At 70.0% G+C, this 23506-nt stretch carries 20 protein-coding genes; 5 read left to right on the top strand and 15 right to left on the bottom strand.

Going from position 1 to position 23506, the window contains the following annotated elements:
* Positions 1-297 precede the first annotated feature (297 nt).
* From ACTRO_RS35440 to ACTRO_RS35420, 5 genes are all read right to left on the bottom strand, one after another.
* Positions 298-1335 carry an ABC transporter ATP-binding protein gene (locus ACTRO_RS35440; protein WP_051451881.1) on the bottom strand — a complete coding sequence of 346 codons (1038 nt, stop codon included), beginning with the start codon at positions 1333-1335 and terminating at the stop codon, positions 298-300.
* Positions 1332-2408, bottom strand: coding sequence for an oligopeptide/dipeptide ABC transporter ATP-binding protein (locus tag ACTRO_RS35435; RefSeq protein WP_051452589.1), 1077 nt, complete (start codon positions 2406-2408; stop codon positions 1332-1334). The genes ACTRO_RS35440 and ACTRO_RS35435 overlap by 4 nt, the downstream gene beginning before the upstream one ends.
* A 92-nt stretch (positions 2409-2500) precedes the next feature.
* The gene (locus ACTRO_RS35430; protein ID WP_051451880.1) at positions 2501-3505 is read right to left on the bottom strand and encodes an ABC transporter permease; all 1005 of its coding nucleotides are present in this window, start codon (positions 3503-3505) and stop codon (positions 2501-2503) included.
* 4 nt (positions 3506-3509) lie between these two features.
* Entirely contained in the window at positions 3510-4499 is a 990-nt protein-coding gene (locus ACTRO_RS35425; RefSeq protein ID WP_034270258.1) for an ABC transporter permease, read from the bottom strand.
* A 7-nt stretch (positions 4500-4506) separates the two neighbouring features.
* Positions 4507-5634 carry a LacI family DNA-binding transcriptional regulator gene (locus ACTRO_RS35420; RefSeq protein WP_051451879.1) on the bottom strand — a complete coding sequence of 376 codons (1128 nt, stop codon included), beginning with the start codon at positions 5632-5634 and terminating at the stop codon, positions 4507-4509.
* 572 nt (positions 5635-6206) lie between these two features.
* Between ACTRO_RS35420 and ACTRO_RS35415 the strand changes: the two genes are divergently transcribed.
* Entirely contained in the window at positions 6207-7652 is a 1446-nt protein-coding gene (locus ACTRO_RS35415) for a glycoside hydrolase family 30 protein (RefSeq protein WP_051451878.1), read from the top strand.
* On the opposite strand, the gene ACTRO_RS35410 is transcribed toward ACTRO_RS35415, so the two are convergent.
* Together ACTRO_RS35410 and ACTRO_RS35405 are read right to left on the bottom strand one after the other, a co-directional pair.
* Positions 7624-8199: a P-loop nucleotide/nucleoside kinase family protein gene (locus ACTRO_RS35410; protein ID WP_034270256.1), complete on the bottom strand. Its 576-nt coding sequence runs from the start codon at positions 8197-8199 to the stop codon at positions 7624-7626. The two genes, ACTRO_RS35415 and ACTRO_RS35410, sit on opposite strands and share 29 nt — an antisense overlap.
* Positions 8200-8225: 26 nt before the next feature.
* The gene (locus tag ACTRO_RS35405) at positions 8226-9410 is read right to left on the bottom strand and encodes an ROK family transcriptional regulator (RefSeq protein ID WP_034270255.1); all 1185 of its coding nucleotides are present in this window, start codon (positions 9408-9410) and stop codon (positions 8226-8228) included.
* A 236-nt stretch (positions 9411-9646) separates the two neighbouring features.
* Between ACTRO_RS35405 and ACTRO_RS35400 the strand changes: the two genes are divergently transcribed.
* Positions 9647-12013: an RICIN domain-containing protein gene (locus tag ACTRO_RS35400; protein ID WP_051451877.1), complete on the top strand. Its 2367-nt coding sequence runs from the start codon at positions 9647-9649 to the stop codon at positions 12011-12013.
* Positions 12014-12033: 20 nt separating this feature from the next.
* Positions 12034-13989 (top strand): discoidin domain-containing protein, encoded by a 1956-nt coding sequence (locus ACTRO_RS35395; protein WP_051451876.1) that lies wholly within the window; start codon positions 12034-12036, stop codon positions 13987-13989.
* Between the two features lie 182 nt (positions 13990-14171).
* On the opposite strand, the gene ACTRO_RS35390 is transcribed toward ACTRO_RS35395, so the two are convergent.
* From ACTRO_RS35390 to ACTRO_RS35370, 5 genes are all read right to left on the bottom strand, one after another.
* Complete coding sequence (locus tag ACTRO_RS35390; RefSeq protein ID WP_034270253.1) at positions 14172-14441, bottom strand: hypothetical protein; 270 nt, start codon at positions 14439-14441, stop codon at positions 14172-14174.
* Positions 14442-14461: 20 nt separating this feature from the next.
* Entirely contained in the window at positions 14462-15373 is a 912-nt protein-coding gene (locus ACTRO_RS35385; RefSeq protein WP_051451875.1) for an alpha/beta fold hydrolase, read from the bottom strand.
* Positions 15374-15477: 104 nt separating this feature from the next.
* Positions 15478-15693, bottom strand: a complete 216-nt coding sequence (locus tag ACTRO_RS35380) for a hypothetical protein (protein ID WP_157436622.1) — start codon at positions 15691-15693, stop codon at positions 15478-15480.
* Between the two features lie 83 nt (positions 15694-15776).
* Positions 15777-16787 (bottom strand): alpha/beta hydrolase, encoded by a 1011-nt coding sequence (locus tag ACTRO_RS35375; protein WP_034270247.1) that lies wholly within the window; start codon positions 16785-16787, stop codon positions 15777-15779.
* A 142-nt stretch (positions 16788-16929) separates the two neighbouring features.
* Positions 16930-17364 (bottom strand): tautomerase family protein, encoded by a 435-nt coding sequence (locus tag ACTRO_RS35370; RefSeq protein ID WP_051451874.1) that lies wholly within the window; start codon positions 17362-17364, stop codon positions 16930-16932.
* Between the two features lie 261 nt (positions 17365-17625).
* Between ACTRO_RS35370 and ACTRO_RS35365 the strand changes: the two genes are divergently transcribed.
* Positions 17626-18435: a hypothetical protein gene (locus tag ACTRO_RS35365; RefSeq protein ID WP_034270244.1), complete on the top strand. Its 810-nt coding sequence runs from the start codon at positions 17626-17628 to the stop codon at positions 18433-18435.
* Between the two features lie 115 nt (positions 18436-18550).
* Positions 18551-19837 (top strand): MFS transporter, encoded by a 1287-nt coding sequence (locus ACTRO_RS35360; protein ID WP_211244513.1) that lies wholly within the window; start codon positions 18551-18553, stop codon positions 19835-19837.
* A gap of 7 nt (positions 19838-19844) precedes the next feature.
* Here ACTRO_RS35360 and ACTRO_RS35355 read toward each other — a convergent pair whose 3' ends face one another.
* From ACTRO_RS35355 to ACTRO_RS35345, 3 genes are all read right to left on the bottom strand, one after another.
* Positions 19845-20906 (bottom strand): GNAT family N-acetyltransferase, encoded by a 1062-nt coding sequence (locus tag ACTRO_RS35355; protein WP_034270241.1) that lies wholly within the window; start codon positions 20904-20906, stop codon positions 19845-19847.
* 566 nt (positions 20907-21472) lie between these two features.
* The gene (locus ACTRO_RS45000) at positions 21473-21937 is read right to left on the bottom strand and encodes a hypothetical protein (RefSeq protein WP_034278181.1); all 465 of its coding nucleotides are present in this window, start codon (positions 21935-21937) and stop codon (positions 21473-21475) included.
* A 309-nt stretch (positions 21938-22246) separates the two neighbouring features.
* Complete coding sequence (locus ACTRO_RS35345) at positions 22247-23380, bottom strand: IS630 family transposase (protein ID WP_034270238.1); 1134 nt, start codon at positions 23378-23380, stop codon at positions 22247-22249.
* Between the last annotated feature and the right edge of the window lie 126 nt (positions 23381-23506).

Genomic DNA, 23506 nt, shown 5'->3' with positions numbered 1-23506 from the left:
GCCATCGGCCCGCTCCGTGGTCGGTGCGCGGCCGAAGGCGGGAGTCTCTCCCGCTCCGCGGCCGGTCGTCCGCCCCCCGAGGCGGGGGGCGGACGACGCCGGGCCGCTTGGACCCCGGCGTTCCTGGACGTACAGAAAGGGCTTTCACGCCGCTCTCCCTCGTCGAATCGAAAGTTCTCGGTGGTGGTGCGGTGGTGCCTTGGTACTCGAAGCGTCGTGCGGTGGTGCGGTGATGCCTTGGTACTCGAAGCGTCGTGCGGCGGTGCGCTCGTTCCGTGATGCGAGATCTCTTCGGTCTCAGACCCGCGCGGTGGCCTCGGCCGCCTCGGCCCGGTGCTCCGGGCTGTGCAGCCAGCACGCGGCGACCTGGTCGTTGCCGACCGGCAGCGGCGGCGGGGTCTGCTCCTTGCACACCGCCATCGCGAACGGGCAGCGCGGGTGGAACCGGCAGCCGCTGGGCGGGTTGACCAGGCTCGGCGGGGCGCCGCGGCCGCGCAGCTCCGGCACCTGCTCGCGGCCCGGGTCGGGCGCCGCGCTCAGCAGCAGCTGGGTGTAAGGGTGCTGCGGGTCGTCGGTGATCTGCTCGGCCGGGCCGGACTCGACCACCTGGCCCGCGTACATGACCACGATGGTGTCGGCCAGGTAGCGGGCCGAGGCGATGTCGTGGGTGACGTACAGGATCGCCAGCCGCTCGTTCTCGCGCAGCTCGTCGAACAGGTTGAGCACGCCGAGCCGGATGGAGACGTCGAGCATGGACACCGGCTCGTCGGCCAGCAGCACCCGGGGGCGCACGGCCAGGCCGCGGGCGATGGCGACGCGCTGGCGCTGTCCGCCGGAGAGCTCGTGCGGGTACTTCGCCGCGAACTCGGCGCCGGGGCTGAGCGAGACCCGATCGAGCAGCTCCACCACCTTCGCCTCGAGCTCGGCGCCGCGCAGCTTGGTGTGCAGCTTGAGCGGACGCTCGATGTGGTAGCCGATCCGGTGCGCCGAGTTGAGCGAGGAGAACGGGTCCTGCAGCACCAGGTGCACGTCGCTGGTGTACGCGCGCAGCGCCCGGGCGCTGGTGCCCACCGGCTTGCCGTCCAGCAGCAGCGTGCCCGAGGTCGGCTTGATCAGGCCGGTGAGCAGGCGGGCCAGGGTCGACTTGCCGGAGCCGGACTCGCCCACCACGGCGGTGACGGTGGCCTCGGGCAGCGCGATCGAGATCTCCTCGACCGCGTGCACCACCCGGCCGCGTCCCACCGGGAAGTGCTTGGTGACCCCGCGGGCCTCGAGGGCCGCGGTGCCCGGGCGCTTGGGTCCGTGCACCACCGCGGGCGTCGTGGCGTCGTTCATGAGAGGTCTCCCACGGTGAGGTTCGTGCGGGGGTCTGCCGCGGGGATGACCGCCGCGTGCCGGGCGGGGGTCGCGTCCGGGTCGGGCAGGGCGAGCGCGGCCGGGGGAGTGCGGGTGCCGTCCTGCAGGGTGCAGGCGACGGTGCGGTCGCTGCGCGAGCCGATCGGGTGGGCCAGCCGCGGCTCGGCCGTCTTGCAGGCCTCGGCCACGTGCGGGCAGCGCAGGTGGAACTTGCAGCCCGAGGGCATCGCCCGCAGCGACGGCGGGGAGCCCGGGATGCCGACCATCCGCACCTTCTCGCCGTGCAGCGCCGGGAAGGAGTTGAGCAGGCCGTGGCTGTACGGGTGGCGCGGGGAGCGCACCAGCTCGGCGGCCGAGGCCATCTCCACCAGCCGGCCCGCGTACATGATCGCGATGGTGTCGGCCAGTTCGAGCAGCAGCGAGAGGTCGTGGGTGATGAAGATGACCGCGAAGCCCAGCCGCTCGCGCAGCCCCATGAGCTCCTCGAGGATCTCCCGCTGGGTCACCACGTCCAGCGCGGTGGTCGGCTCGTCCATGATGACCAGGCTCGGCTCGAGCGCGAGGGCCATCGCGATCATCACACGCTGGCGCATGCCGCCGGACAGCTCGTGCGGGTAGGAACGCAGTCGGTCCTCGCTGATGCCGACCATGTGCAGCAGCTCGACCGCGCGGTCCTTGCGCTGCGCCGCGGTCCAGTCCGGACGGTGCCGGCGCACCACGTCGGTCAGCTGGCTGTCGATCCGGGCCACCGGGTTGAGCGCGTGCATCGCGCTCTGGAACACCATGGACAGGTCCACCCAGCGGATCCCGGACAGGATCCCGGCGTCCGCCGCCAGCATGTCCACGGTCTGCGGCTCGCCGCCGCCGGCCGGACGCTGGTGGAAGAGCACCTCGCCGCCGGTGATCACGCCCGGTGCGCGCAGCAGCCGGGGGATCGCGTAGGCCAGCGTGGACTTGCCCGAGCCGGACTCGCCGGCCAGGCCGAGCACCTCGCCGCGCCGCAGGGTGAAGCTGACATCGGTGACGGCGCGCACGCCGCCGTCCTCGGGCATGCCGTAGTCGATGCACAGGTTGCGCACCTCGAGCACGGGCTCGCCGAGCGTGGGACCGGCGTAGCCGCCGGCCCGGGAGGTCGAAGCGGTGGTCACAGCTGCTCCCCTTCCACCACGGGCGTCGTCTGGGCGCGCACGACCGGCGTCAGGCCGAGCTGGAACTTCACGTCCCGGCGCTTGGACCGGCTCGAGCGGATACGCGGGTTGATGATCTCGTCGATGCCGAAGTTGAGCAGGGCCAGGCCGATGCCGACCAGCGCCACGCACAGGGCCGGCGGCAGGTACCACCACCACTGGTTAGCCTCGATCGCGCCGTTGGCCTGGGCGGTCTCGAGCATGGTGCCCCAGGAGCCGGAGGCCGGGCTGACCACACCGAGGTAGCACAGCGCGACGTACACGCCCATGCCGTAGATCACGGTGAAGATGAAGGACGCGGCCACGATCGGCAGCAGGTTCGGCAGGATCTCGAAGATGACGATGCGCGGCCTGCGCTCGCCGATCACCCGGGCCGAGACCACGTAGTCCTGGTCCCGCAGCGACAGCGTCTGCGCCCGCAGCGCCCGGGCGCCGTAGGCCCAGGAGCTGATCGCGACCACGATGCCGATCACCATCGAGTTGCTCTTGTCCCCGGCCGGCAGGGGGCTGATGATCACCATCAGGATCAGCAGGCCCGGCAGGGCCAGGAAGATGTTGGTGATGATCGAGAGGACCTCGTCGGTCACTCCGCCCAGGTAGCCGGAGGTGACGCCGACCGCGACCGAGAGCACGGTGGCGAAGATGCCGGCCAGGAACGAGATCAGCAGGGTGGAGCGGGAGCCGATCAGCAGCTGCGAGTACAGGTCGTGCTGCGTGTTGTCCGTGCCGAGCCAGAGCTTGCCGCTCGGGGCCTGCGGCACGCCGTTGGTGGAGTTGTTCACCCAGGCCGCGGTGTGCGGCGCGAGCTCGGGGCCGAACAGCGCCAGGACGATGAAGAAGAGCGTGATGAACGCGCCGACCTGGACCTTGATCGGGAAGCGGCGGCGCTTGCGGCGGGCCGGTGCGGCGGGCGTGGCCGAGCCACCGCCCGTCACGGCCTCGGTCGGAAGAGTCGAGGTCATCGGATCAGGCCTCTCTGCGCGAGCGGGGGTCGAGGGCGACGTAGGCCAGGTCGGCCAGGAAGTTCGCGGCCAGCACCGCGAACGTGACGATGATCAGGATTCCCTGGATCAGCGGGTAGTCGGCGCCGGTGACCGCGTTGAACATCTCGTAGCCGACGCCGGGGTAGTCGAAGACCACTTCGACCAGGATCGCGCCGGTGACCACGAGGCTGATGGAGAGCGTGAAGTTGGAGATCGTCGGCAGGATGGCGTTGCGCGCCGCGATGCTGATCACCTTGGCCTTGCGCAGCCCCTTGGCCGCGGCGACCAGGACGTAGTCCTCGTCCATGGTGGTGATCATCATGTTGCGCATGCCCACGATCCAGCCCGCGATCGAGGCGAGCACCACCGTCACCCCGGGCAGCACCAGGTGCTGGAGCACGCTGGACATGTACGGCCAGTTCCAGCCCTGCACATAGGTGACGTACCGGCTGGTGGTGTCGTACCCGCCGCCGATCGGGAACCAGTGCAGGTCGGAGGCGAACACGATCAGCAGCAGCAGGCCGAGCACGAAGTACGGGATGGCCTGGAAGAACGTGGAGACCGGGACGATCGCGTCCAGCAGTCCGCCGCGCCGCCAGCCGGCCATCACGCCGATCAGGGTGCCGAGGACGAAGGCCACCACGGTGGCCGACCCGATCAGGCCGATGGTCCAGGGCAGGTCGCCGCCGAGCACCGTGGAGACCGGGACCTGCTTCGAGACCGAGAAGCCGAGGTTGCCGGAGACCGTGTGGCCGATGTAGGTGAAGTACTGCGAGAGCAGGCTCTCCTTGCTGTCGACGCCGTACTGCGAGGCCATCGCGGCCAGCTGTTGCGGCGTCACATTCGTGCGCATCTGCGCGATGATCGCGTCGAGCGCATCACCCGGCAGCATCCGGGGTATGAAGAAGTCCAGCGTGATCGCCACGTACGCGGCGATCAGATAGAAGCCGATCCTTCGTATCAGCAGGGGCATCCTGGTGTCACCTCACGGAATGGGCGCCGACGGCGGGCGCGGATTCGGGCCGGCAGCCGCAGCTGGACCGGAGCACGACCTGGACCGGCAGGACGATCTGGCGTTCCGCCGGCCGCTCCCCGCTGATCATGGTGTACAGGGTTTCGAACGCGAGCGCGCCGAGCCGTTCGATCGGCTGGCGCACCGTGGTCAGGGAGGGGCTCACGTGGCGGGCCACAGCGATGTCGTCGAAGCCGGTGACGGCGACGTCGTCCGGAACCTTCAGACCGCGCCGTCGCAGCTCGTTGATGACGCCGAGGGCGGACTGGTCGTTGGCGCAGCAGATCACCCGGGGGATGCGTCCGCCCTCCTCGATCAGCCTGCGCACGACCCGCGCGCCGCCGGCTGCCGAGTACTCGCCGTACCAGTTGGGTCCGTCCTCGAACGGGACGCCGAACTCCTCGGCCACCTCGCGCACCGCTTTGCCGCGGGCGAGGTTGTCGGGGCTGTCGGCGTGGCCGGAGAGGTAGGCGATGGAGTCGTAGCCGTGGTCCCCGAGGACGTGCCGGGCCAGATCGCGCATGCCGGCGGGGTTGTCGCCGCCGATGTTGACGCTGGCCCGGGTGGGCGAGCCAGCCAGCGTGACGACCGGGATGCGGTCGGCCAGCCGGATCACGCCGTTGGGGTTGAGCACACGGTCGTGCAGGATGATCCCGTCGCTCTTGCCGGCCAGCTTGGCGACCTTGCCGCCGGGGCTGTGCTCGTGCACGTCGACCGAGCTGAGCAGCAGATCGAAGCCCTCGAGCTGGGCGGCGACCTCGATACCGCGGTTGAGCACGTCCATGAAGACGAGGCTGTCGGCCTCGTCGTCGAACTCCGCGTCGGCGGCCGGTTCGGCGCGCGGACGGCGGAAGACCACCGAGACGACCTCCTTGAGCCGGCTGGAGAGGGCGCGCGCGGCGCCGTCCGGGACGAAGCCGAGCTCCTGCACGGCGCGCAGCACCCGGTCCCTGGTCTCCGGCCTCGGGGTGGAGTGCCCGTTGAGCACGCGGGAGACGGAGGCGATCGAGACTCCGGCCGTGCGCGCGACGTCGTAGATGGTCAACGAGGGTGTGGGCTTGCGCCCGTGCGACGGGTGGGACTCGTCCGCGGTCACTGCCCTAGCACCTCCCGTCCCCTGCTCGGCTGCCTTCTCCGGGGCGGAGTGGCAAGTTCTGAATGTTTCCACGATCTCGCAGACATCGTCGGTGCCGGCGGACCGGCGTCAACGTCGGAACAAATGGATCTTAATGATCGGAACCTGAGCGAGGAAGCGTTTCCGTAAGCGCTTCCCTGTGCGGCGTGCTGAACCGTATCGCCGGGTAAACGCTTACGCAAGACCGGATGGACGGGGGCCGAGCGAATGTTACCTCGCTGTGATGCCGGTACCGGTTCCGGAGGCCTCGGATCTGGGCACTGATTACGGATCAGAACACGCGCTCAGCTGGCCCGATGGGTCCGATCCCGGGGCCCGGCCGAGGTTTTCGCATCGTTACGTGAGCTTCGCGCGTCGCCGTACGCCGTCGTTTCAGCCAGCATCCTCGCGTGAAAGTCCGAAAACCGGGGCGTTCACGGCGAATCGGACTTCTCCCTCGTCCCGGGCCCGCCGCCGCTCGGCGCCCGGCCTCTTTACACGCCCCGGCCGGGCCCGAAAGACTACAGCCCTCCACCTGAAGGAGGCAGGCGGACATGGAGCGCGCCGCATGGATCACGACGCCGGACGCATCGGCGTTGCTGGCGCCTTGGGAGACCGGGTCCGGCCGCGCCGACCTGCGGGTCGTGGTGGACGAATCACGGGCCCGCCAGACGTTCCTGGGCTGCGGCGCGTCGCTGACCGAGTCCTCCGCCTCGCTCCTGGCCCGGCTGCCGCAGGAGGAGCGCGAGGCGGCGCTGGAGCAGTTGTTCTCACCCCGCACCGGAATCGGCCTGAGCGTACTGCGCCAGCCGATCGGCTCGTCCGCGTTCGTCGCCGGAACCCGGTACTACACCTACGACGACATGCCCTCCGGCCAGACCGACTTCGAACTGGCGCACTTCAGCATCCAGCACGACGAGGCCGAGATCCTGCCGCTGCTGCGCCGTGCCCGCGCGATCAACGGCGACCTGCGGGTGATCGGCACGCCGTGGAGCGCGCCGGCCTGGATGAAGACCAGCGGGTCGCTCGTCGGCGGCGAACTCATCGACGCGCCCCGCTATTACGAGGCGTACGCCCGCTATCTGACCGCCTTCGTGGAGGCGTACGGCGACGCCGGCGTGCCGATCTACGCGCTCACGCCGCAGAACGAGCCGCAGAACCGGAATCCGGACGTGCCCGGCATGCACCTCGGCGTCGAGCAGGCTAGGAAGCTGATTCAGGCGCTCGGCCGGCGGCTGCGGAGCGCAGGGAGGGGCCACGTCCGAGTCATCGGCTACGACCACAACTGGGCGATGCACCCGGACGACCTCGCCGCGGTGCCCTCCGGGGAGCCGACGGAGCGGGACTACCCCGAGGCGCTGCTGGCCGATCCGGAGACGGCGCAATGGATCGCGGGCACGGCGTTCCACTGCTATTTCGGCGGCGCGGAGGCACAGAGCGCGCTGAAGAACCGTTTCCCGTTCAAGGACGTCTACTTCACCGAGTGCTCCGGCTCCCGCGGCTCCGCGGACTCGGACGCCAAGGCATTCTCCGACACCCTGCGCTGGCACGCCCGCAACGTCGTCATCGGTGCCACCCGCAACTGGGCGCGCACCGTGGTGACCTGGAACCTCGCCCTAGACCCCAGCGGAGGCCCACACGCCAACGGCTACACCGACTTCTCCGGCCTGGTGACGGTCGAGGACGATGGCCGGATCACGCCCAACGCCGAGTACTACGCGCTGGCGCACCTGTCCCGCTTCGTGCGCCCGGGCGCGCTGTGCGTTTCCAGCGAGACGGTCGAGACCGCCGAGACAGTGGAGTCCGCTGAGGACGGGAGCGAGGACGTGCTCTCGGTCGCGTTCCGCAACCCGGGCCCCGGCGGGTGCTTGGTCGTGCTTGTGCACAACCAAGGCGAGCGGGAGCGGGACGTCGAGGTGGCGGCGACGGGTGCGGGCTCGGTCGTCGTCACACTGCCGGCCGGTTCGCTTGTCACGCTTGAGCTTCCGGCGGCGGGGTGACGGGCCGATCCGCGCGCACGAAGTCGATGATCCGGCTCAGCGGCGGTCGCCAGTCCGCGGTGGTGTCCACGTGCAAGCAGGGAAGGTCGAGCGCGATCGGGACCCAGGAATCGATCGGCCGTTCGCCGCGTTCGATGCGCTGTAAGAGTTCTTCGTCCGCGTGAGCGGCGCGCGCGGGTTCTCGCGCGGCCCTGCGGGTGATGCGCAGCCGCGCGACTACGGGATCGACGACGCAGCGGATGACGCGGAGGTCGGCGCGGCCGGTGAACGGTCCGAGGTTCGGGCGCCAGAGCCGGTCCTGAAATGCCGCCTCCGCCACGAGATCCGTTCCCGCGTGGACGAGTTCTCCCATGCGTCGGAAGAAGACCTCGAGCGTCTTGAGGTTCAACTCATCGGCCGGAGCTGACGCCGTCGCCACCATGCGCTCTTTGATCTCGTCACGGCATAGCGCCGGCCAGCCGAGTGCGTCGGCCAGGGCGTGGGCCAGCGTCGTCTTGCCCGCGCCGGGCGGGCCGCTCACGATGATCAGTGCCGGTGGTCGCGTCACGTCGTCGATCGTCGCAGAGCGCGCCTCTATATATGCGCATCGTTGCGCAGCCGGATGGCGGTGGCGACGGCGCCGAGCAACTCGGCGCGGGTGCCGAGCCGGCCGGCGAGCACGTCGACCGCGCCGGCGCCGGCCTGACCGGCGTGGCGGTCGATCGACTCGCGCACGCCGGCCACCAGCGGGTCGCCAGCTTCGCCGAGTTCGCCGCCGAGCACGACCGCGGCCGGATTCAGGCAATTGATGAGGTCGGCCAGCACGCGGCCGATCGTGCGTCCGGCGTCGGTCAGGACCCGGGCCGCGGCGGGGGACGCGGCGAGCTCGGCCATCGGCGGCAGGTGCTCGGCCGCGCCGCCGAGCACGTGCTCGAGGCGCCGCCGCACCGCGCCGACCGAGACCACCGTCTCCAGGCAGCCCTGGTTGCCGCAGCGGCACCAGTTGATCGCGCCGGGCAGCTGCGTGTGGCCGATCTCCCCGGCGATCCCGGTCGCGCCGCGGTACGGGCGGCCGCCGAGGATGAGGCCGGCGCCTATGCCGTGTGAGGCCTTGACGTAGACGAGGTCGTCGATGCCGCGGCCGGCGCCGTACATCCGCTCGGCCCACGCGCCCATGTCCGCGTCGTTGGCCACCGCCACCTCGCGCTGCAGGCGCGCGCCCAGCTCGGCTTCGGGATCGAGGCCGATCCACGACGCGAGGATGGTCGGCTCGCGCACGACGCTGGTGCGTACGTCGATGGGGCCGGGTATGCCGGCCGCCGCGCCGACGACCTCGTGCATCGCGTAGCCGGCTTGGGCGAGCGCTTCGAGGGCCAGCCGGGCGCCGGAGTCCATGGCGTCCTGGGGCTTGCCGTCCACGTCCAGGATTTCGCCGCGTTCGGCCAGAATCCGGCCTTCGGTGTCGGCGACGGCGGCGGTCACGTGGGTGTGGCCGAAGTCCAGTCCGAGCACGATCCCGGCCCCGCGGCGCAGCCGCACCACGGAGGCCGGGCGGCCCGGTCCCGCGGCCGGCCGGTCTTCCGCCGGACCCTCGCCGACCAGGCCCTGCTCCACCAGGTCGGCCACGCAGGCGCCGACCGCGCTGCGGGAGAGCCCGGTCAGCTGCGCCAGCTCGGCCCGGCTGAGCGCGTCGTGCCCGGCCAGCACGGCGAGCAGCTGCTCGCGGGTGCGGCGGCGCCGCGCCGAGAGCGCCGCGGGTTCCGGAACTGCTGCGGTCATGGTCAGAAGGTACCCCTCGGCAGGGTGGGAGGGCGATGGGCGGCCGGGCCCCATTCTGCCGTTCAAAGGCTTAATACACAACGGATTTGAACTCTTGACGGCAATAAGAGCACGCAATAAGTTCCCTGCCGGACGCGGCCGTACCCGCCGGCCGCCCGCGCCTCGACAAGGGAGTCACGATGCGTAGATCGGTACCAGGCCCCGAAGACCGTCCCCGGCGGAGGTTCGGGGCGACGGTGACGGCCGCCGCGCTCGGCCTCGCCGGCTGCTTCGGCGTCGCGCTGTCCGCGGCCCCCGCGCAGGCCGCCTCGCCCGCGGTCTCGGTGTGGGAGACCACGACGAACCAGAGCCAGCTGCTCGCGCAGCAGGGCGGCACCAGCTTCAGCCCCGGCGCGAGCTCGCAGAGCCAGGTCATCACGGTCAGCCCGAGCAGCACCTACCAGACCATGACCGGGTTCGGCGCCTCGTTCACCGACTCGTCCGCCTGGCTGGTGTACAACTCGCCGCAGCGCAACACGATCATGAGCAAGCTGTTCGACCCGAACTCGGGCATCGGCCTCGACTTCCTGCGCCAGCCGATCGGCGCCTCGGACTTCGCCCGGTCGCTCTACAGCTACGACGACGTCGCGTCCGGGCAGACCGATCCGAACCTCACCGGCTTCTCGATCTCGCACGACGACTCCTACATCATCCCGATCCTGCAGCAGGCCCTGCAGCTCGACCCGCAGACCACGATCATGGCCACACCGTGGAGTCCGCCGGGCTGGATGAAGAGCAGCGGCTCGATGATCGGCGGCAGCCTCAACTCCGCCGACTACCAGTACTTCGCCAACTACATGGTCAAGTTCCTGCAGGCGTACAAGGCCGCGGGCGTGCCGATCTCCTACGTCACAGCGCAGAACGAGCCCGAATATTCGCCCTCGAACTACCCTGGCTCGACCTTCACCGCTGCCCAGGAGCAGAGCTTCATCGCCGACAACCTCGGACCGGCGATCAAGTCGGCCGGGCTTAGCACCGGGATCCTGGCCTACGACCACAACTGGAACGACCCGAGCTTCCCGGAGACCATCCTCGGCAACTCGTCCTCGGCCCAGTACGTCAGCGGCGTCGCCTGGCACTGCTACTCCGGCGACCCGAGCGCGCAGTCCACGGTCGAGGCGCTCTACCCGTCGTACGGCGTCTACGAGACCGAGTGCTCCGGCAGCCAGTCCTCGAACACTGCGAACACCTTCTCCGACACGCTGGACTGGGAGGTGGCCAACCTCGTCATCAGCGGTATCCGCAACTACGCGAAGTCGGTGGTGACCTGGAACATGGCGCTGGACCCGAGCGGCGGCCCGAGCATGAACTGCACCACGTGCACCGCGCTGGTGACGGTGAACAACTCGTCCGGCAGCGCGTCGTACAACGCGGAGTACTACGCACTCGGCCAGGTCAGCAAGTTCGTGAAGCCGGGCGCGGTGCGGATCGGCTCGAACAGCTTCGGCTCGGGCGGTGTGCAGGACGTGGCGTTCCAGAACCCCGACGGTTCCACCGCCATGGTCGTGCTCAACTCCGACACCTCGAACTCGCACACCTTCGGCGTCTCGGAGAACGGCCAGTCCTTCAGCTACACGCTGCCGGCCGGCGCGGTAGCCACCTTCACCTGGCCCACCGCTCCGACCGGGACGTCCACCGGCGGCGGCTCCTCGATCAACACCTCGGCCTGGTACGAGGTGAAGAACGCCGACAGCGGACTGTGCGTGCAGCCGTCGGGCGGCGGCACCGCGAACGGCACCGTGCTGGTGCAGGAGCCGTGCACCGGATCCGCGGCGCAGCTCTGGCAGTTCCAGTCGAACGGCAGCGGCGCCTACCACGTAGCGAATCAGGCTGCTACCAGTGAGGTATGGGACGTGACCGGCGGAACCGGCGCGACGGCGAACGGCACGGCGATCCAGATCTGGAGCAACGGCGGCTCGTCCAACCAGACCTGGGCAGCGAATCAGCTTTCCAATGGCAACTACGAGTTCGCCGCGCAGAACAGCGGATCCGAATGCCTCGACGTGACGGGTACCTCGACCGCGGCCGGCGCGCAGATGCAGCAGTGGGCGTGCTCGTCCGCAGACGCGGCGCAGTCCTTCGCGCTCGTGCAGTCTTCCGGCACGACCGGCGGCGGGATCAGCACCTCGGCCTGGTACGAGGTGAAGAACGCCCACAGCGGCATGTGCGTCCAGCCCTCCGGCAGCGGAACGGCGAACGGCACCGTGCTGGTGCAGGAGCCGTGTACGGGTGCTGCGTCACAGCTGTGGCAGTTCGTCTCGAACGGCAGCGGCGCCTACCACGTGGCGAATCAGGCCTCGTCCACCGAGGTGTGGGACGTGACCGGCGGCACGGGCGCGACGGCGAACGGCACGGTGATCCAGATCTGGAGCTCGACCGGCTCGTCCAACCAGACCTGGGCGGCTCAGGCCGTCTCAGGAGGCGACTACGAATTCGCTGCGCAGAACAGCGGATCCGAATGCCTCGACGTGACCAACACCTCGACCACGGCGGGCGCGCAGATGCAGCAGTGGGCGTGCTCGTCCACCGACTCCGCCCAGACCTTCGCGCTCGTCCAGAGCTGATACGGGAAGAACATCACAGCATGCGAATATCGCGACACCGCTCCGTGCGCCTCGGCGTCGGCTTCCTGGTGGCGGCCGCTTCCGCCGCCACCGGGACCGTGGCCAGCGCGGTCGCACCCGCGCCGAGCGCGCACGTGTGGATCACCACCGCCGACGGCACCGACAAGCTCGCCGACCTCGGCACGGTGCCCTTCTCCACCGCGTCGACGGACGTGCAGACCGTCGTGGTGGACCCGACCCAGACCTTCCAGACGATGACCGGCTTCGGCGGATCCATCACCGACGCCTCGGCATCAGTGCTCTACACCCTGCCCGCGGCTCAGCGGGCGCAGACCATGGCCGCGCTCTTCTCGCCGCACGGCGGGGACGGCCTGGACTACCTGCGCCAGCCGATCGGCGGCACCGACATGGTCGCGACCGGCCCGTACACGTACGACGACGTGGCGGCCGGGCAGACCGACTACTCGATGTCGCAGTTCTCTGTCGCCCACGACGAGACGCAGATCCTGCCGCTGCTGCGCGAGGCCGAGCGCCTCAACCCGCACCTGCAGATCATGGCCTCGCCGTGGAGCCCGCCGGCGTGGATGAAGGACAGCGGCTCGCTGCTGAGCGGCCGGCTGATCGCCAGTCCGCAGATCTACCACGCCTACGCGCTCTACCTGCTGAAGTTCATCGAGGCCTACCGGGCCCAGGGCGTCGACGTCGACGCCATCACCATGCAGAACGAACCGCAGGACCGGCACACCGACACCTACCCCGGCACCGACATGCCCTCCTGGCAGGAGGCGGCCGTGATCGAGGACCTCGGTCCGATGCTCAAGGCCGCGCACCTGCACACGGAGATCTTCGCCTACGACCACAACTGGTCCGAGGCCTCCGGAGACGTCAGCAGCACGCCCGCGGACGAGACCGCGGACATCGACGACTATCCGCAGCAGGTGCTCGCCACCCCGGCCGCCAAGTGGATCTCCGGCGTCGCCTTCCATTGCTACTCCGGCGATCCGAGTGCGATGACGGCCTTCCACGCGCAGTACCCGAATCTCAAGATCGAGGAGACCGAGTGCTCCGGCAGTGAGTCTTCGGACCCTGCGAACACGTTCTCCGACACGCTCAAATGGCATGCCCGGAACCTGGAGATCGGCTCGACCCGCAACTGGTCGAGCACCGTGGTCAACTGGGACCTGGCGCTGAACGCGGACAACGGCCCGCACGTCGGCGGATGCGGCACCTGCACCGGCATCGTGACCGTCGACGCCGACGGGACGGTGACCGAGAACGCGGAGTACTACGCTCTCGGCCAGCTCTCGCGCTTCGTCCAGCCGGGCGCGGTCCGCATCGGCAGCACATCGTTCGGCACGACGGGCTGGAACGGCGAGGTCGAGGACGTCGCCTTCCGCAACCCCGACGGCCAGACCGTGCTCGTCGCGCACAATGAGAACGACAACCCGCAGGCGGTGGCGGTGCAGGAAGGCGCCTGGCGCTTCACCTACACGCTGCCGGGAGACTCCGTGGCGACCTTCGTCTGGAACGCGGACCTCGCCGGCCCGCACCCGCTGCGTCAGGTCGACCCGTCCGGCTGGACCGCGACGGCCGACCCGTCGGGCCCGACGAACAGCTGCTGCACCGGCGACGTGGCGGCCAACGCCGTCGACGCCGACGCGAGCACGCGGTTCTCGACCGGCGAGGGCCAGGCGCCCGGCCAGTACCTGCAGGTCGACTTCGGCCAGCGCGTGCATGCGCGCCAGGTCGTTTTCGACACCGGCGGCTCCACCGGCGACTATCCGCGCAGCTACGAGGTGCAGACCAGCACCGACGGCACGCACTGGAGCACTGCCGTCGCCGACGGTGTCGGCACCGGCCAGTTCGCCACGGCGAACCTGAGCGGCGCGCCGGTGCGGTACGTGAGGATCACGCTCACCGCCACCGACGCGAACGACTGGTGGAGTGTGGCGGACGTCCGCGCCTACACCAGCTAGGTGTAGTGCCCGTGGACGCAGCTGACGGTAGGTGGGTCGTCTGATGGCGAAGACCTCCGTGTGTGGTGGAGGAGTCTAGGCTCCACACCACACACGGAGGTCTTCGTGTCCCACCGTCACGCGCGCCGGGATGGCCTGCGACCAGCCGCGTCACCGTCGACAACGTCCTCGGGGCAGTACGGCTAGTCGCCCGCCATCGCGGCTTCGAGCTGCTCGACCTGTTCCATCAGCATGGTGGCGTCCGGCAACGGCACTACGTCGAGCTCGTCCGCGCCGTACCCTGGTTCCGGATAGGGCAGGGGCGCCGGGTGGAGCGATGGTTCGAGGCCGGCCGGTCCGGGCGCGGCCGCGGGCGGCTGCCCGATCCGGTCGAGCACCGCGTAGAAGAGTTCCACCGGGACATACGGGTCGATGGCGCGCTGGAGCAGCTCCTCGAGCTCGGATTCGTTCATCCGTCCGATGTCCGATATTCCTACGGTTTCCATGTACCGCACAACGAGTGACGGCCCGCTAGGTTACGCCCCGCGTTTCTCTCGATCTCCTCCGTGATCGACGCCCAGGCCCGACCGGGCACCTCGTGTCCCACGCCCTCCAGCACCACCGCGCGCCCCTGCGGCACCGAGCGGGCCAGTACGCGGGCGGACTGCGGCCGGATCAGCGGATCCTCGGCGCCGTGCAGGGCGAGCAGCGGCACGGAGACGGTCTCCGGGTGGCGCAGCAGCCCGTCGTCGGCGCGCATCGCCGCGAGCTGCCGGCGCGCCGTGGCCGGATCCCCCGGCGCCGCCGCGCGCACCCGCTCGGCGGTGCGCCGGGCCCAGTCCTCGTCGAAGGGCTGGGAGCGGGCCGCGAGCATCCGCGCCATCTGCGCTTGGACCCGGATGTCCTGCTCGTAGTCGGCCGCCTGACGGGTGCTCAGCCGGGCGAGCCGGGCAACGCCGAGCAGATCGAGGTGCGGCAGCGCGTCCCGGGCGTGGAAGCCGAACGGCAGCCCGGCGAGCGAGACGATCGTGCGCACCCGCTCCGGGCGGCGCAGCGCGAGCCCGATGGCCACGCTCGCGCCGAGCGACATGCCGACCACGTGCGCCGCGCCCCAGCCGAGCGCGTCGAGCACGGCGGCCGCGTCGTCGATCATGTCCATGGCCGTGTAGGGAGGGACGCCCGGGCGGGCCGAGGGCCGGGCCCGGCTGCTGCGCCCGCAGTCGCGGCAGTCGTAGCGGGCCACCGCGAAACCGCGCGCGGCCAGGGCGGCGCAGAAGCCGTCCGGCCACCACTGCATCGGCGAGTCGAGCCCTTGCACGAGCAGCAACGGCCGCCCGCCCGGCGGTCCGAAGACTTCGAAGGCGAGGCGCACCGTCCCGTGGCGGGCGAACCTTTCCGCTGCCATGGCCGCAGCCTCCCGAGTTCGAGCGAAGGACCAGCGTCGAGCCCCGGACCCTCCGGTGATCCCATGCCCGGCGGGCGGACGGGGCAATCCCCGGCGGGCGGAGCTCAGCGTTCTGACGGATCGGGGACGTCCGGTTCCAGCTCGTGCGCCGCGTGGTGCTCGGCCCGGCAGGTGCACTCGTCGGTCTGCGCGGAGCATCCGACGTGCGCGGTGGTCTGGTCGAAGGCCAGCGCGGCGAGCCGGTCCCAGGCATCGGTCGCCGCGTCCGGGGCCGCGTCTGTTTCCGGCGGCCCGGATTCGGCGTTGATCTGAGAGGTCACCAAGTGCGGGTTCCCCGGTCCCACCCGGTTCATGCGCCTCGTCCCTCGAACAGCGGCATCAGCGGTGCTCTCGCGTCTCAGACTCAGAGCCCGACGGCGTCCGACGGCGCGCCGGTGGCCGCGGGATGGCGCGCGAGCCAGTCGTCGACCACGTCGTAGGCGCGGGCGCGCACGTCGGGCAGGGAGAGGAAGACGTCATGGCGGGCGTCGGCGATCGGCGTGATCGTGGTCTCGCCGCCCAGGCAGCCGGCCCAGCGGGCGATCTGCGCGACGTCGAGGACGAGGTCCGCCCGATCGCTCAGCTCCGAGTAACGGTTCGCGTAGTGCGTGCGATGGGAGCGCAGGATGAGGGAGGGCACGCCGAGTTCGCAGCCGCGGTGCAGGGCCGCGTGCGCGCGGCGGACGGCGTTCATCCAGCCGACGGTGACCGGGAATCCGGCCAGCGGCTTGAGGTCGAGCTCGAACTCCCACTCGCCGGTGCCGCTGGTGTGCAGGCTGGCGCCGTAGTGGCTCACCGGCACTTTGATCTCTCTGAGCGGGCTCGCCTTGGCCAACAGCCGCAACGCCTGGGTCAACGCCGTGCGGCGGGCGGACGAGCCCTGCAGGTCGAACCACGGACTGTTGAGTATGAGCCCTGTGATCGGCCTGACAGATCCCTGGCTCGCTCGGAGCCGTTCCAGCCACAGTGGGACGATCAGGCCGCCGGTGGAGTGGGCGAGCAGCACGACCGGCTTGCCGGGATGTTCCTCGACGACCGCCCCGAGCGCGAGTTCGAGTTCTTGGTCGTAGAGGATGAAGTCGGAGATGTAGTGCGCGGTCTGGCCGGATCTCCGGGCCCGGCCGGACTTCCGCAGATCGAGCGCGTAGAAGGCGAGACCGCGCGCGGCGAAGAAGTCCGCCAGCTCCGTCTGGAAGAAATAGTCGGCGAAGCCGTGCACGTAGAGCACCACTCCGGTGGGCGACTCGCCGTCCCGCGGCTCGCGGCGGACCAGCACCGCGGCCGCGTTCCCCTCGCCGTCCGGGTCCGGGCCGAGTTCGAACACGTGCTGCCGGTAGCCGTCGAGGATGTCGGGCTGCCAGTCGAGGACGGGCACGGGAGCCTCCGGAGAGTTCGGCGGGAAGGCGCGGGCGCTCCGCGGTGCCCGGATTCCCCGGCACGGCAACGGATCGGGCACACGGCGGGTATACCCGGCGCCGGAGGCCGGGAACGGGCACGGCGGCTTCCGCGGCTCCGCCTCACCCCTTCCCGGCGATCCGGGCGAGTTGGGAGCGCGCGGCGGAGACGAGCTCGACGTTGGTGTGCGCGTGCCCGGCCAGCCCCCAGCCGCCGTCCGCGGCCTCGGTCAGCAGCACCCAGGTGCGCTCGGTGAGGGACGGGTCCCCGGCGGCCTCGGCGACCAGCTCGGTCAGCTGCCGCACCACGGCGAGTTGTTTGTCGCGGTCCAGCGCGCCCTGGTTGGTGAGCACCTGGACCCGCACGTAGGCGTTGCTCCCGCTCACGTTCGACAGGCAGTCGGCGGGCAGGTGGTGGACGAACGCGGCGGTGTTGTGGCGGAACAGCGGGATGTCCGGGAGCTGCTCGATCGCCATCAGCCGGGTGGCCATGGCCCGGGCGAGCTCCCGGGGACGCGGGAACGTGCCCTCGGCCGCGTAGACGTCGATCATCGGCATGGTCGGGCCTCTCTCCTGAAGGTACGGATGATCTGGGCTGCTTGCGGACATTCTGGACGCTGCGCGCCCGCCGTCCGCTCACCTGAACGGCGGTCAGCGGGTGACAGAACCCGTCCGGAGCACTCGTCCTACGGGCCCTCGACCAGACGGCGCAGCGGCGGGGGCGGCCCGGCGCGCCGCGCGGTTAGGTTCGAGACGCCGCCGAGCGCGCGCAGCACGCGCCGGGCGCGGCCGCAGCCTCGAGACGAAAGCGAGAGACCGATGTCCCGCACGACGTCCCTGATCACCGCCACGACGCTCGCCCTGGCGGTCTCCGCGGGCAACGCCGCGGGCTCGAGCCACCACGCGTCGCCCTCCGCCCCGGGTGGCGCGGCCCCGAATGCCGGGCTCAGCGGCGCCCAGATGCAGTCGGCGTTCAAGGCTGCGGTGGCCAAGGGCACCGCCGTGCACGTCAAGGGCGCGTTCAAGCAGACCGGCCAGACCTACAGCCTGGACGTGAACCTGAACAAGAACGGCCAGGCGCAGGGCGAGGTCATCCAGAACGGGGCGGTCCTGCCGGTCAAGAAGGTCGACGGGATCACCTACGTCCAGCTCACGCCGAGCTTCCTCAAGCAGGACGCGGCGGTCGATCCCTCGCTCACGCCCGACGTCATCAAGATGGTGCAGAACAAGTGGGTCTCCTCGCAGACCACCGCCGGCAAGACGCTGGCGAGCAGCTTCGGCGACCTGACCGACTACAACGCCTTCACCTCCATGCTCGCGGGCGGCGGCGCGACCGCGACGCCGTCGACGCCGGCGTCCGGCTCGGGCACGCCCATGGCCAGCCCGACCTCGAGCTCCGGCATCCAGCTCGACAACCTGACCGCCGCCGGTACGGCCTCGGTGAACGGGCAGACCATGGCCGTGTATAAGAACGCAGCCATGGGAACCACGGCGTACTTCGCCGCCAGTGGCCCGGCGTACTTGGAGAAGCTGACCACGAGCGGGGTCGAGACCGGCGCGGCGGACTTCGTCTGGAACAAGCCCGTCACGGTGACGCCGCCGCCGGCCTCCGAGGTCTTCACCGGCTGAACCGGCTGAACCGGCTGAGCCGGAGACCCCTTCCCGACCCGAGTATGAGAGCTCTACCATCGTCAGTGAACACACCTGCGTGTACTGGCGTACATGATGCTCGGGGGGAACAGCCGTGTCATCCACTCTCGTCGCCGACGATTTCACCCCGGCGCCTTCGGTGCTGCGCACGGTCTGGGACTCGCCGCTGTATCGCGGCGCGACGCTGTCGCTCTTCCTATCCGGGCTCGGCGGCTCTGCGGTGGCGCCGCAGATCACCCTGTTCCTGGTCGACGACCTGCACGTGTCGCTGACCACGGCCGGGCTGTACTACCTCACGAATCTCACCGCGCCGCTGGCCGGCTACCTGGTCGGGGCCCGTTCGGACCGCTCCGGCAACCGGCTCGGGCTCTTCCGGCTGTGTACCGTGGCGGGCTTCCTCGGCTGGATCGCGATGGCGGCGGCCGATCGGGCCTGGATGCCGTTCGCGATCAATGCCCTGATGCTGGCGTTCTCGCTCGCCGCCGGCTCGCAGCTGTTCGCGGCCGTGCACGACGACTTGCGCGGCTCCGACAGCGCAGCCGCCGACGGCGTCGTCTCCACAGTACGGATGGCGCTGACGGCCGGATGGATCATCGGCCCGGTGCTCGGCTCGCTGCTGGCCGCCGCCGCCGGACCGCGCGCGCTGCTGGTGGCCGCGGGCCTGCTCACCCTCGCGCAGATGCTCCCCCTGGGCTTCACCCGCTCCGGCGCGCTGGGCGCAGCCGCCGTCGCCGCGGTTCGTGAATCAGAACACGCGCATGGCGAGCCGGAAGTCTCGCGACGTCCGGGGATGCGCCGGATGCTGCCGCTGTTCGCCTTCACCGGTCTGTTCCTGCTCGTCTACGCCGGCGAGCCGATCAAGTTCGGCTACCTGCCGATCTACATGCGCGATCAGCTTCACGTGCCGACCGAGGTCGGCGGCGCCGTGATCGGCATTCAGCCCCTGATCGAGCTGATCCTGATGCCGATAGCGGTGATCGTCGCCCGCCGCATCGGCATGCTGCGCCTGATGACGCTGGGAGCGGCCCTCACCGTCGGCGCGAACCTCTGCTTCGCCCTGACCGGCGACACCGTCGGCATGTTCGCCGGCCAGATCCTGATGGGCGGGGTGTGGGGCGTGTTCGCCGCCCTCGGCATCATCGTGGCGCAGCGGCTCCTGCCCGAAGCCGTAGCGACCGCGTCAGCGGTCTACATCACCTCGACCGCCATCGCCAACGCCTTCGGCGGCGCCACCGGCAGCCTCGGCGTGGCCACGCTCGGCCTACCGCACGTCTTCCTGGCTTCGGCGCTCTACGCGGCCATCGCGACCGTCGGCATGGCGGCGCTGAGCCGGTCCCGCCACGCGCACGCTGCGGACGGCCGCGGCCATCCCGCCGAGTGACCGGTAGTTACGTCAGGGCCCTTGCGCCCGGGACCGGGACCGGGAACTCATAGCCCGGCCACCGCTCGGCGGCCTGGTAGCCCAGCGCCCGGTTGACGTCGAGCATCCACTTGTTCGCGTCGTTGTTGAAGGTGCAGATCCACCGCGCGTCGGGCTGCGACCGCAGCACCCAGAGGTGCGCGGCTGCCTTCAGGCGCAGCCCGAGGCCGTGGCCGCGATGCTGCCGAGTGACCCCGGTGTTGGCGATCTCGATCGTCTCGGGCTCATCCGGATACGCGATCATCGAGGTGAAGCCGGCGATCTCGCCGCGAGGATCCAAGGCCGCCACGTTGTACCGACGCACGCCGAACCGCACGCCGCGCGCCTCCACGAACCGCAGCCGCTCGACTTCGACCGTGCCGAAGTCGTAATCGAACTCCCCCATCGGCTGATCCGCCATGGCATCGAGCGCGGCGCAGAAGGATTGGGCGTACTCCTCCGGGCACTGATCCCAGGTGACGAAGGTGTACGAGCTGTTCTTCAGCGACGGCGCGGCCCACTGCTCCAAAAGCGCCCGATCGACCGCGCGCAAATCGAGCGCGGAGCGGATCGCGCAGTCCGTGAGCTTTCCGCCATGCCCCTCGACGAACTCGTCGGAGACCACGGCGGCGGCCTCGATCTCGGAGAAAGCCATGGCGAGGCGCTGGCGGCCTGCGTTCGCCGCGACTCTGACGGCCTCCTCGAAGAGCGCGGCGTGGACGCCCTCGCCGCGAGCCGCACCCGGAACCCACAGCTGCGTCGACGCGAGATCACGGTTCTTACTCGTCTCGACGTCCTGGATCCCGAAGCCCAGCGCCACCGCGCCGCCCCCGCCGGACTCGTCACCCGCGTCGCCCTCGTCGCCCTCGTCGGCGAAGGCTCCGAACACCGTGGTGCGCTGGTGGTAACCGGGCGTCGCCCACATCAGCAGCCTGGCCGCTCCAGGTGCCGGAAAGCCGGGCATCGCCTCGACGCTCGCGGCGCGGAAGGCGGGCAGGAGCGCGTCGAGCTCCGCCGGGTTCTCGGCCGGGCTGAGCGTTCTGATTCGCATGGACCCACCCCAGCACCGACGGCCGCCGCTGCGCCACTCGTTTTCTCTGCGATCGGTGATCGGCTGAGTGCTCGTGGGCATAGTGGCCTGTCGGGTCGGCGGCCTGCGGTTTCAAGATCTCGCCTCCGGCGGTGGGCCTTCCCTCGGAGAGTGCCGGGGCTGCGTGGTCGCTGGCGTTGGCGGGGCGGGTTGGGGTTCGGGGTGGTCGGGTGCCGGGGGCGTACTCTCTCCTCGGCCGGCCACCAGAGGCAATCAGGAACCTGCCGGGAGGTCAAGTGGCGGTGGCCCGCGCTGATGGTCGATTTTGCAGGGCGCCGCTTGACCTCCCGGCAGAACCCTGATCGGGCTTCGCCTGCCCGACCGAGGAGAGAACCCACCCCCTGAGGTCCGGTGCGAGCTGCACTCGGGCCGAGACCCGCCCGTGCCCGGCCGCGCTCGATCCGGAAGAATCCTGCATCACCGTTCTCATAGCTCGTCGGTGAGTCCGAACGCCTCGGTGCAGCGGCTCACCCGGCAACAGGGTGGAGGCCTACGGCCGTTGCGGGATGCGAGGTGCGGCCTGGCAGTTAGGTCTCTAGGGACTGACGCAGACGGGATACGGCGCGCAGCACCTCGTCGCGGTGCTTAGCCGCCTTCATCCACCCCGGCAGCACGTCGAGCATCGTGTATGCGAGATCAAGGCGCTTCTCGCGCAGTTGAGCACTGACGTAGCCCTCGAGCGCGTCGAGGTGCTCGACGTTCAACGCCCACAGCGTGTGCCCGCAGCACGCGGTCTGCAGCCACAGCGGCTGCTTGAAGAACGGATCGAGTGGAACCCCGTACACGTGCGCCAGCTTCCGGGTCTCCCGCGCGTACCCGCAACGGGCACACGTGAGCCTCGCCGGGTCCGCGTATCGATAGCCATCACGGTGACGCGTCGATAGCGCGCGCTGGCCGCAGGCTGGACAGCGCACCAGCACCCGCTCCGCATAACCGATCAGCCGCAGTCCAGGATCACGGTGGCGTACGGGGAGGGAAGTGGAATCCGCCATGCTCACATCCTGACAGCCTCAAGTCGCCCGCGCCGTCTAATTTCAGCCGGCCCGACCCACTCCCCTCGCGCCCTGGCTGGGCGCACACACGACGCAGCCCAACTCCAGCAGCGGGACGTTGCCCGCTCCAACGGACATGCCTTGAAGGTCCATGACGCAGCTGCGACATGAGATGTCTAGGCCGCTCTATCTTTCTACTCCTTCAACGCCGGGGAACATGCCCGAATGCCCAAGATTCTCCACTACTTTCGCTGATACGGCGCAGGATGAGATACGAGGTTTTTGTCGGTAGTGGCGTCTAGTGCCGTATCAGGCTACGTTCGCCCGGTTGACGATGCGGCGTAGTTCGCGGTTATCGGCGTTGCGGTTCCGCCAGGCGATGTAGCGGCGGATCATGCTGCCCTGTTCCTGGTGGGTGTGGTGGTCGGTGCCGTCGAGAGCGAAGTAGCGCAGGGCTGTGAACTGGGCTTCGATCCGGTTGAGCCAGGAGCTGTTGGTCGGGGTGTAGGCGAGCTCGACGTTGTTCGCCTTCGCCCATGTCCCGACTTTCTGGTCACGCCGGGTGCTCAGGTGCGGGGAGAAGTTGTCCACGATGATCGCCATGCGCATTTCGCGCGGGTAGAGGCTGCGTATGTACCGGCAGAACTCGAGGAATCGGGTGCGGGTCTTTCTCGGCCGTACGTGCCCGTAGAGCCGGTCGCGGCCGAGGTCGTAGGCGGCGAACAGGTGGCGCACGCCGCCGGTGCGGTGGTAGGTCGCGCGCAGGCGCGGGCGGGGCTCGCGTCCAGGTTCCTTCGCGTTTCCGCTGATCGCAGCCCATGCTCGGCCCGGGCGCGGTTGCAGATTGAGCGGCCCGAACTCGTCGATGCAGATCACGATCTCGGGCTCGCCGTCACGCGGCTCGGCCTCGCCGTCGGCGATCGCGTACAGTCGCTCGATCCGGGCTTTCTTCTGCTTGAACTCCGGGTCGGTCGAGCCCTTCCACGTCTTCAGGCGTTGAAAGGTGACGCCTTCCTCGCGGAGCAGGATGCGCAGGCCCTCGTGGCTGATGTCGTCGACCACCCCCTCGGCGACCAGGAAGTCCGCCAGTTTGGACAGGCTCCAGGTCGAGAAGGGCAGGCCGTGCTCGGCCGGCTTGGTCTTGGCAATCTTCTTGATCTCCCGGCGCTGCGGGAGGGTGAACTTCGGCGGGTGACCGCCGCGGTAGCGCGGGTAGAGGGAGTCGAACCCGTCCGCGTTGAAGTTGTGGATCACATCCCGTACGTGGTCCTCGCTGGTGAACGCGACCCGCGCGATGCCGGCGACGTCCATGTTCTGCGCTGAGAGCAGAACCATCTGCGCCCGCCGCCAGGTCACCACCGACCCGGTGCCCCGGCGCACGATCCGCACCAGGCGTTTTCCCTCGTCATCGTCAATCTCACGCACTCTGACACGCTCGGCCACCGACCCAGTCTCACGGATCAGGGCCCGAACGCCAAGCCACCCGGTCGAACAAGCTCGACCGGGTGAATGTAGCCTGATACGGCACTAGCATAGAGGCGTACGGGGAATCGGGACTTGTGACGCGAG

The organism is Actinospica robiniae DSM 44927, from assembly GCF_000504285.1.
GTDB classification, from domain to species: Bacteria; Actinomycetota; Actinomycetes; order Streptomycetales; family Catenulisporaceae; genus Actinospica; species Actinospica robiniae.
The sequence above is the reverse complement of the archived record's forward strand: the minus strand, read 5'-3'. Positions and strand labels throughout refer to the sequence as shown.